Origin of the sequence: Amycolatopsis pittospori, from assembly GCF_013870525.1 — a bacterium.
Lineage (GTDB): Bacteria > Actinomycetota > Actinomycetes > Mycobacteriales > Pseudonocardiaceae > Amycolatopsis > Amycolatopsis pittospori.
The window spans coordinates 1-9,300 of the sequence record NZ_JACBXD010000153.1; the positions used below are offsets into that span (position 1 = coordinate 1).

Sequence of the window (9,300 nt, forward strand, 5' to 3'; positions counted from 1 at the left end):
CGCCGCGATGATCGCCTGCGGCGCCGTCGTGTTCACCGCGGCCACCGCGCTGTCCTGGTCCACAGTGGACAGTCTTTTCGAATCCGGCTTCGGCGCGAGCTTCGGCATGTTCGTGCTTTCCGTGGCGTATCTGCCGAACGCCGTCGTCGCCGCGCTGTCCTTCACCACCGGGCCGGGTTTCTCGGTCGGGTCGCTGACCGTGGGCATGTTCGGCTACAGCGAGGGCAAGGTGCCGGGAGTACCGGTGCTGGCGGGGATCCCGTCGCACCACGCCGTCTGGTGGCCGGCGCTGCTGCTCCTGCCCACGCTGGTGGGCGCACTGGTCGGCTGGAAGATCCGCCGGATCGACGAGGATCCGATGCTGCGGATGCGGGCGGTCGCCGTCGCGGGCGCGCTCGTCGCGTTCGGCTGCGTCATCCTCGGGACCGTGGCGGGCGGCAGGCTCGGCGACGGCCCGTTCGACCCGGTCAGCGTGCCGGTCGGGGTCGCGTCGGTGATCGCGTTCTGCTGGATCGTCATCCCCGGCGGATTCGTCGCGTTCTTCGCCGGAGCACATCTTCCGCCGGAAGCGCCCGGCGAACCTGAGGAATACGTCGACGACGCCGAGGAAACGGACGATAGCGAAGCCGTCGCGGAAGAAGCCGAGCCGGAAGAGTCCGAAGAGGACGAACCGGATGAGGAAACCGAAGCCGCCGAACTCGACGGCGAATTCGACGAGGAAGCCGAGGCGGAACTCGCACGCGAACTGGGCGAGGACCTCGACGAGACACCCTCCGAATCCGAGCCGGAAACCGCGTCCGAGCAGGATGGCGCTGTGACCGAGTCCACCGAGGGGTCTGGCGACGAAAGCGCGCCCGACGGCGACCGTTAGGGTTGTCGCGACCAGGTGAAGCGCCGTACGCCGAGTGCGTACCGCCGTGGCAAGGAGCGCGTTCTGGCTAGTCGGTTGGACCTGCCCACTCCGGTGAAGCTCGTCGTCCTAGCGTCCGGTTCCGGCACGCTGCTCCAGGCCGTGCTCGACGCCGTCGAAAAGCCGAACTATCCGGCGAAGGTGGTCGCCGTCGGAGCCGACCGCACCGGGATCGAGGCGCTCACGCGGGCCGAACGCGCCGACGTGCCGTCGTTCACCGTGCGGATGGCCGACCATCCGGATCGCGCGGCGTGGGACAAGGCGATCACCGAAGCCGTCGCCGCCTACCAGCCCGACCTGGTCGTCTCGGCGGGGTTCATGAAAATCCTCGGCCCCGAATTCCTCACGCGGTTCCCTGGTCGCGTGATCAACACGCATCCGGCCCTGCTGCCGTCGTTCCCCGGCGCGCACGCCGTGGCGGACGCACTGGCGATGGCCGTCAAGATCACCGGGTCGACGGTCCATTTCGTCGACGCCGGAGTCGACACCGGGCCGATCATCGCGCAGGAGCCGGTGATTGTGGAGTCCGATGACGACGAGAACGTCCTGCACGAGCGGATCAAGGCCGTGGAACGCAGGCTCCTGGTGGAAACGATCGAGAAACTCGGCCGGAGCGGGTGCGCGGTCGAGGGACGAAAGGTGAGGTTTTCGTGAGTACTGCACTCCGGCAGCGTCCCGTCCGGCGCGCGCTGATCGGCGTCTCGGACAAGGCCGGCCTGCTCGAACTCGCCACCGGGCTGCACGCGGCGGGTGTCGAGATCGTGTCGACCGGCGGCACGGCGAAGGTCATCGCGAACGCCGGGGTGCCGGTGACGCCGGTCGAAGAGGTCACCGGGTTCCCCGAGTCCCTCGACGGCCGGGTCAAGACACTGCACCCCCGCGTGCACGCGGGCCTGCTCGCCGACCGCGACCGCCCGGAGCACGTCGAGCAGCTCAAGCAGCTCGACATCGCGCCGTTCGACCTGCTCGTGGTCAACCTGTACCCGTTCACGCAGACCGTCGCGTCGGGCGCGAGCCCCGAGGACTGCGTCGAGAACATCGACATCGGCGGCCCGGCGATGGTGCGTGCCGCGGCGAAGAACCACGGCAGCGTCGCCGTCGTGGTCGACCCGTCCCGCTACGAGTGGGTCCTGGAGCGCGTCGCCGCCGGCGGTTTCGAACTGGCCGACCGCAAGCGGCTCGCCGCGCAGGCCTACGCGCACACCGCGGCCTACGACACCGCCGTCGCCTCGTGGTTCGCGAACGTCTACGCACCCGCGGACGACTCCGGCTTCCCGGACTTCACCGGCGCTTCGTGGGAGCGCGGCGACGTCCTGCGCTACGGCGAGAACCCGCACCAGAAGGCCGCGCTGTACAAGCACTGGCGGCCGGGTCTCGCGCACGCGGAACAGCTGCACGGCAAGGCGATGTCGTACAACAACTACGTCGACACCGACGCCGCTCGCCGCGCCGCCTACGACTTCGAAGCCCCGGCCGTCGCGATCATCAAGCACGCCAACCCGTGCGGGATCGCCGTCGGCGAGGACATCGCCGACGCCCATCGGAAGGCACACGCCTGCGACCCGGTTTCGGCCTACGGCGGGGTGATCGCGACCAACCGGCCGGTGAGCCGCGAGGCCGCCGAGCAGATCGCCGAGGTGTTCACCGAGGTCGTCCTGGCGCCGGACTTCGACGCCGAGGCACTGGAGATCCTGCAGCGCAAGAAGAACGTGCGGCTGCTGAAGCTGCCCGCGATCACGGCGCCGGATCCGATCGAGTTCCGGCCGATCTCCGGCGGCATGCTGGTGCAGACCGTCGACACGATCGCCGCCGAGGGCGACGACCCGGCGAACTGGACCCTGGCGACCGGCGCGGCCGCCGACGAGCGGACGCTGGCCGACCTCGAGTTCGCGTGGCGTTCGCTGCGCGCGGTGAAGTCGAACGCGATCCTGCTGGCGAACGACGGCGCGACCGTCGGTGTCGGCATGGGCCAGGTCAACCGGGTCGACTCCTCGCGTCTCGCGGTCTCGCGGGCGGGGGACCGGGCGAAGGGCGCCGTTGCCGCTTCGGACGCCTTCTTCCCGTTCCCGGACGGCCTCGAAGTCCTGCTGGAGGCAGGCGTCCGCGCCGTCGTCCAGCCGGGCGGTTCGATCCGCGACGCCGAGGTCATCGCCGCCGCCGAGGCCGCCGGGGTCACCCTGTACCTCACCGGCACACGCCACTTCGCCCACTAGCGCCGACCTGCGTTCAGCCCGCTAATCGCGATCCGGTGCCGGTGGCGCGGACCTGCGTTTAGCGGGCTAATCGCGATCTGGCGTGTGTGGGTGCGGACCTGCGTTTAGCGGGCTAATCGCGATCCGGGGTGGCGTTCCCGGTGCCTCGCCAGGGCCGTCGTGCCATGCTGGCCGCGTGTCGCCTTTAGCGGGCTGAACGCGATGCTGAGCGTACGCAAGTATCGGTAGGGGAGGATCGGTGCACCAGCCGCCGCAGGGGTACGGCCAGGGACCGGGCTATGGCCCGCCACCTGGGCCGGGAGGCCAGCCGGGCTACGGACAGCAGCCGGGCTACGGCCCGCCCCAGGGCGCGCCCGGATACGGTCCGCCACCCGGATATGGACCGCCGCCCAAGAAGAAAAAGACCGGGCTGATCGTCGGCCTGGTCGTGGGCGGCGTGGTCCTGCTCGGCCTGGGCATCCCGGGTGGCATCTTCGCGTCGGAGTACTACTCGTCCGTCGGCAAGCCGCCGGTCTCCCAGCAGCCGCCCAACGAGTGCAAGGTCTCCCCGGAGATCCTGAACAAGACGGTCACCAACAGTTTCCAGGGCGTCCGCGAGAACGAGATCGTCGCGGGCGACATCGTCACCAAGCAGTACGGCTGCTCCTGGGCGGCGCCGGACGGTGACAACGTCCACGACCGCACCCTGCAGGTCATGGTCTACCGCCACGAGGGACCGGACGCCGAGGACCGGGCGGCGAAGTCGTCCGTCGGGTCGGCCGCGCCCTCCGAACGTCAGCAGCAGGTGCAGGGGATCGGGCAGAAGGCGGTTCTCGTCTCCCTCGACACCGAAAGTGCCTTCAGCGGCGCGGAGCTGCGGTTCACCCAGGGCGTGTACGTCGTCCTCGTGACTTACAAGGGATGGGACAAAGGGTTCTTCACGAACTCGCAGATCCCGCCCGCCGAATCGGCCGAAGCGGCGAAGTCCGTCGGGGCCGAGCTCGCGAAGAACCTGCCCAAGTAGGCGTCAGGTGTAAAGGTCGGTCAGCCAGGCCGTCCACGCCTTCTCGGCCTTGTCCGCATCGGCGTCTTCGGCGAACAGGTGGTGCGCGAGGCCGACAGGCCAGCCCCAGACGTTCCGGCCGTAGAAGCGGTAGAGCGCGTCCTCCGTCCGGACGCCGAGGAAGTTCGACGTCAGGTAGTCGACGACGCCTTCCACGGTGCCGACGCCCGGCACCTCAAAGTCCACCTTCTCGTCCGCGACCTTCGCGCCGACCGCCTTCAGCACGGCTTCGAACGCCTCCGGCGCTATCGACGCTTCGGGTGCGTCGGCCTTGAAGTATCGCGCCTGACGGCCGTTGAAATGCGTCAGGTACTCGCCGAGCGAGTGGTAGTAGAACGCGGTGTGCTGCTCGCAGGCGTCGTATTCGACGTCCCAGTCTTCGAGGACGGTGTTGTGTTCGAAGCGTAGGTACGTGCCGCCGTCCTTCGGTTCGAGGACGTACTCCAGGGTGTTGAACCAGCCCTTCCCGTCTTCGGCGTAGGTGACGAAGCGGCGTGACGGCTTCCAGACGGTCACCATGCCGCCGTTCGGGGTGAGGCCGCATTCGGCGCCGCCGTCGCGCGGCTCGTACCGGATCGGCCAGAGCCAGCCGCCGGTGTCCGCGGTGATCGCGGCCCAGGTGTCGGCGGGTGTGGTGGGCAGGAAGCCCTCGAAGCGGACCTCGGATTCCTTCGCCATGACTGTCCCTTTCTCGTTGCCTTCATAGACGCGACGCCTGGCCAGGGCCGGTTTCGACAAATCGCGCCGGGCAATCTCAGATCGCGTTTAGCCCGCTAAACGCGATCTGGCCGAGGGGGCGTACGTCCGGGGGCGTAGGCGCGAAGCCGCGTCTCGACGGATTCCCGCGAAGCCCCGCGCTGCCAGCATTTCCGCATGACACTGACAGGAATCCTGGCCGCCGCGCTGATCGTCACCGGCGCGCCCGCCATGCCCACCGAAGACGTCCGCGTCCACACCGGGGTCATCGACGGCGCCCAGTACCGGGTCGAGGTGCCGTCGAACTGGAACGGCAAGCTCCTGCTGTACAACCACGGGATCTATCCGCAGGGTTACGTCCCCGAGCAGATCGAGCTCGCCAACCGGGCGGAAGCCAAACCCGTGCTCCTGGGCGAGGGTTACGCGCTGGCGGCGTCGCTCTACAGCAAGCCGCACGGGTTCTCGGCCCGGGAAGCCGTCCACGACCAGACCGCCCTGCTGTCCTGGTTCGACCGCACCGTCGGCCGCCCGAGACAGGTGCTCACCTGGGGTGCCTCCGGCGGTGGGCTCAACGCGGTGCTGCTGTCCGAGCGTCTCCCGCACCGGATCGACGGCGCGCTGGCGCTGTGCGGACCCGTCGCGGGCGGCTCCGCGTTGTTCGGCCAGCTGCTGGACCTCGGCTTCGCCGTCCGGACGCTGCTGGCACCCGAACTCGAGATCGTCCGCATCGCCGACCCGGGGGCGAACCTGGCGAAAGCGCACCAGGTGATCGCGAAGGCGCTGGAATCACCCGATGGACGGGCACGGCTCTCGCTCGCCAACGCGTTCGCCGACATCCCCGGCTGGTCGACGGCGCACCATCCCCGCCCCATCGACGTCGCCGAGCAGATCCGCCAGCAGACGAAGTTCGTCCAGGCGGTCTACGACGAGCTCGTCTGGGGCGGCCTGCGGGCCGATCTGGAGACGCAGGCCGGCGGGAACCCGACCGGGAATCTCGGAGTGGACTACCGCGGCCTCCTCACGAGGTCGAGTGAACGCGACCTCGTCAAGCAGGCGTACCGCGACGCGAGCCTGGACCTCGGCGCGGATCTGGCCGCACTCGCCGCCGCGCCCCGGGTGAAGCCCGACAACGCCGCCGCCCGGTGGCTCACCCGCACCGGGACGCCGACCGGACGCGGCCGGCAGCCGGTCGTCACGCTGCACCCGATCGGTGACGGCGTCGCGCCCGGGCATGAGCGAACCTACGGCGACCGTGTCGATCCCGCCCGGATCCGGCAGCTCTTCGTGAACCGCGGCGGCCACTGCCAGCACACCGCGGCCGAGGAGCTGACGGCGTTGCGTGTGCTGCGGGACCGCGTCGAAACCGGCCGCTGGCCGTCGACGTCGCCGGAGCGCCTGAACGCGGAGGCGAACCGGTTCGGCCCGGAGTTCCGCTTCCTCTTCGACTGGCTGCACGACGAGCCGGGCACCACCGCGCCCGCCTTCAAGGCCTACCGGCCCGCTCCGCTGCCCCGCGTGTCCTGATCAACCGTCGACGGGGTGGCGCGCTTGAAAGGCGAGCCTCCCGTCGGCTCGGCCGCTATCCGGTCGAGTACGTCGTCCAGCGCCATGAAGATCTCCCATGGCGACTGTCCACTCGCGACGATCAAGCGGTCGAGCGTCCGCGCGAATCGCGCCCACTTCGCGTCGATTCCTTGGGACAGAAGGAGGTCGTATCCGGCTTGCTCGTGAGCGGAGGCGGGGCCGGACAGGCTCGCCTCACGGTCGAAGGTCACCTCCGGATGCTGCTTCTCCATCCAGTCCGCCAGAATGCGCGGCGCAAGGCTTCCGAAGGCGTGGCGTCCAGAATGACAGAAATCGGCGCCGTGCCCCTACCGAAGTCGTACCCCTGCCACCACCCTCGGTCGAAGCCGTTTCGGGTCGCCGGACCGATGTGCCGACGACGTCGCGCGGAGAGACTCGTCCGGTATCGAAACAGCCGGATTAAGGGGAACGCGATGGGCAGGGGCGGTTACAAGGCACTCGAGGTGGTCGGGCTGGTGATCATGGGCCTCTGCGCCCAAGCGGTGATCCGCGGCTTCTTCAACCGCGACTCCGAGATGCTGTGGGGTGCCGTCGCCTGGGCTCCGGGCGGTTTCACCGGGCAGGTGATCCTGCTGGGGTTCGTCGCGCTCGTGGGACTGGCTCTCGGCGGCTGGGCGCACACCCGTCAGGGAGCCACGGAGGATCGCTAGCCCGCCTTTTCGTACTTCGATACCACGGTGACGCGTTCGTCCGTGGCGGCCAGGGTTTCCGAGAACACGTACGTTTTCAGGTGTGGGTACGGAACTCGCCACCGGGCCCGGCGATGAAGTCGTCGAGGGTGACGCCGATGTAATACGTGAGCTTGCGCAAAGCGGATGTCTTTCAGCCGAAGACGCACTGATGTACTGTGGTTGCAGTGGTTTCAACGTAGTACTGCACTTGCAGTGGCGTCAATTGCCTTGCTCCGGGAGATCGAGATGCGTCAGAACACCGCGCGCCGTAACGCTTTGCTCGACGCCGCCATCGAGGTGCTCGCCAAGGAGGGGTCGCGAGGGCTGACCTTGCGCGCGGTCGACAAAGAGGCCGACGTCCCCGTCGGCACGGCCACCAACTACTTCGCCAACCGCGCCGAGTTGCTCCGTCAGATCATGGAGCGCACCCACGAGCGCCTCACCCCGGATCCGGCCGCGCTGGCCGAGACCATGAAGGCCGAGCCCGCCCCCGAGCTGACCGCCATCCTGCTGCGGCAGCTCCTGGAGAGGATGCGTGCCGACCGCAGCAGTCATCTCGCCATGCTCGAACTGCGGCTGGAGGCCACCCGTCGCCCGGAGTTGCAGGAAGACCTCACCCGCACCTTCGCCGCGACGCTCGACGCCAACATCGCCTGGCATCTGGACGCCGGTCTCCCTGGTGACCGCGACACCGTGCTGCTTCTCTACACCGCCATGCTGGGTGTGATCGTGGACGACCTGACGGTCCCCGGGCTGCTGGAGCCGCACGGCATCGAGAAGATCATCGACGAACTCGTGCGACGAAGCCTGCCGAGGTCCCACGGCCGGTGAGCGTGCGAATTCGAGGACGCACTCTCGCCTGGTGACCCGAATCGCTCATGAAACCGGCCGAAGACGACACTTCAAGCGACGCGGGCACAAAGCTTGCCACCCCGGAAGTCCCACGAGTAGGAACCAGTGGGGCAGGCGCCGTTGGTGAGGGCGGTGATCTGGAGAATGTAGGTGAAGATCTTGGGAACGACGCCCTTTCCGCATCCCCATGAGGTTGTCATGCCGTGTCCGGTGATGGAGATGCCGCCATTGTCCGCCTTGCCGAGGACACATTCGCCCACGCGAAGCTGACGCTCCAGGCAGAGGTAGATCGCTTCGCCTCCACTGATGTGGCTCCACCACGTCTCCGCGTTCAAGGCGTTGGACCGGCAGGTCTCCGCACTGCTCGCCACCCTGGTCACCCGCATGTAGGCATCCGTGCGGTCGCAGTCGACGACGGAGGGCACGTCCTGGCTCCATTCGAGGATCTGATACGGGTCCGCGAAGGCGTTCAGGCAATCGCCGGGCGAGACCTTCTTGAATGCCTCGTGGGTGGGATCCACCGTTGGGGCGGCACGGGGAGACGGCGTCGACTGCTCGACGGTGTAGTCCTGCCGGGGGGAAGTGGTGGACGTCGCCGTCGCGCCGCCCGGTCCGCCGTCGATCCTGTCTTCCAGGTCGGCCCAGCTCTTGACGCCGAGAAACGCGAGAAGCGAGATGGCCCCCGTGAGGATGCTGATCCACAGCAGCGCCTTCTTCGCTCCGGCGTCATCCTGCCCGTCCGCCATGGTGTCCCCCTCTGCGACGACCCGCCGCCGATCGTGCCGACGTCCGCCGATGACATCCGGACGCGCACCCAGAGTGGCAGTGCGACATGACGTTTCGATGACCCGCGGTCAAGGGGGTCGGCCGCGCGGCGCTCGTGAAACCGCTGTGATGCAAAGGGATACGGCGAAAGCCGGGCACGCGGACGTCGGCCCGGATCACCTGTGACAGCCGGCTCAGGGGCACATCGGCGCTTGACAGCCCCGGCGGCATCCGGTCTACTGGAGCCATCGAACACCTGTTCGAGGTGCCGCCTTCCCCGTGGCATGCCCAGAACCGTCCATAAAGGACGGTCTAGGTGTGATGGGGAGGCGAGGTCCGGTGACAGCGGAGGTGGTCGAGACGCGGGCCTTGCCGTTGGCGAGGCTGGCGGCTCTGCCAGGAGTGAGCACGGCCAGTGGCGTGGCTTCCGCGGCCGAACACGCGAGGACGACGGGAAGGGTGCTCCCGGTGTCCCCGGCGTTGTCCGGTCTGCTGCCCGCCGCGGGGCTCCGGCGCGGGAGCACCGTTTCGGTGCTGGGGTCCACGTCACTGATGCTCACCCTGCTG

At 68.6% G+C, this 9,300-nt stretch carries 10 protein-coding genes and 1 pseudogene; 8 read left to right on the forward strand and 3 right to left on the reverse strand.

Translation table 11 applies throughout. From position 1 onward, the window contains the following. The 4 genes from H5J31_RS38620 to H5J31_RS38635 all read left to right on the forward strand — a co-directional run. Positions 1 to 871: cell division protein PerM (locus H5J31_RS38620; RefSeq protein ID WP_236005650.1), on the forward strand; the 871-nt coding region annotated here is incomplete at its 5' end. 75 nt (positions 872 to 946) lie between these two features. Then, positions 947 to 1,564 carry a phosphoribosylglycinamide formyltransferase gene (gene purN, locus H5J31_RS38625; RefSeq protein WP_181777610.1) on the forward strand — a complete coding sequence of 206 codons (618 nt, stop codon included), beginning with the start codon at positions 947 to 949 and terminating at the stop codon, positions 1,562 to 1,564. Continuing rightward, complete coding sequence (gene purH, locus H5J31_RS38630) at positions 1,561 to 3,123, forward strand: bifunctional phosphoribosylaminoimidazolecarboxamide formyltransferase/IMP cyclohydrolase (RefSeq protein WP_181777611.1); 1,563 nt, start codon at positions 1,561 to 1,563, stop codon at positions 3,121 to 3,123. Before purN ends, purH begins: the two co-directional genes overlap by 4 nt. A gap of 238 nt (positions 3,124 to 3,361) precedes the next feature. Further along, positions 3,362 to 4,126 (forward strand): hypothetical protein, encoded by a 765-nt coding sequence (locus H5J31_RS38635; RefSeq protein ID WP_181777612.1) that lies wholly within the window; start codon positions 3,362 to 3,364, stop codon positions 4,124 to 4,126. 3 nt (positions 4,127 to 4,129) lie between these two features. On the opposite strand, the gene H5J31_RS38640 is transcribed toward H5J31_RS38635, so the two are convergent. Continuing rightward, entirely contained in the window at positions 4,130 to 4,843 is a 714-nt protein-coding gene (locus tag H5J31_RS38640) for an SRPBCC family protein (RefSeq protein WP_181777613.1), read from the reverse strand. A 195-nt stretch (positions 4,844 to 5,038) separates the two neighbouring features. Between H5J31_RS38640 and H5J31_RS38645 the strand changes: the two genes are divergently transcribed. Continuing rightward, the gene (locus H5J31_RS38645) at positions 5,039 to 6,385 is read left to right on the forward strand and encodes a hypothetical protein (RefSeq protein WP_181777614.1); all 1,347 of its coding nucleotides are present in this window, start codon (positions 5,039 to 5,041) and stop codon (positions 6,383 to 6,385) included. On the opposite strand, the gene H5J31_RS38650 is transcribed toward H5J31_RS38645, so the two are convergent. Beyond that, on the reverse strand, positions 6,352 to 6,657 hold the full coding sequence (locus H5J31_RS38650) for a hypothetical protein (RefSeq protein WP_236005651.1): 306 nt from the start codon (positions 6,655 to 6,657) through the stop codon (positions 6,352 to 6,354). The genes H5J31_RS38645 and H5J31_RS38650 overlap by 34 nt on opposite strands. A gap of 201 nt (positions 6,658 to 6,858) precedes the next feature. Between H5J31_RS38650 and H5J31_RS38655 the strand changes: the two genes are divergently transcribed. Together H5J31_RS38655 and H5J31_RS38660 are read left to right on the forward strand one after the other, a co-directional pair. Further along, entirely contained in the window at positions 6,859 to 7,095 is a 237-nt protein-coding gene (locus tag H5J31_RS38655; protein ID WP_181777615.1) for a hypothetical protein, read from the forward strand. A 267-nt stretch (positions 7,096 to 7,362) separates the two neighbouring features. Further along, the gene (locus tag H5J31_RS38660; RefSeq protein ID WP_181777616.1) at positions 7,363 to 7,947 is read left to right on the forward strand and encodes a TetR/AcrR family transcriptional regulator; all 585 of its coding nucleotides are present in this window, start codon (positions 7,363 to 7,365) and stop codon (positions 7,945 to 7,947) included. Between the two features lie 71 nt (positions 7,948 to 8,018). Here the strand turns inward: H5J31_RS38660 and H5J31_RS38665 are convergent, their stop codons facing one another. Further along, a complete protein-coding gene (locus H5J31_RS38665; protein WP_181777617.1) occupies positions 8,019 to 8,714 on the reverse strand; it encodes an LppU/SCO3897 family protein in 696 nt (231 codons plus the stop codon). Positions 8,715 to 9,102: 388 nt separating this feature from the next. Between H5J31_RS38665 and H5J31_RS38670 the strand changes: the two are divergent. After that, positions 9,103 to 9,300: pseudogene (locus H5J31_RS38670) on the forward strand (hypothetical protein); the annotation flags it as partial.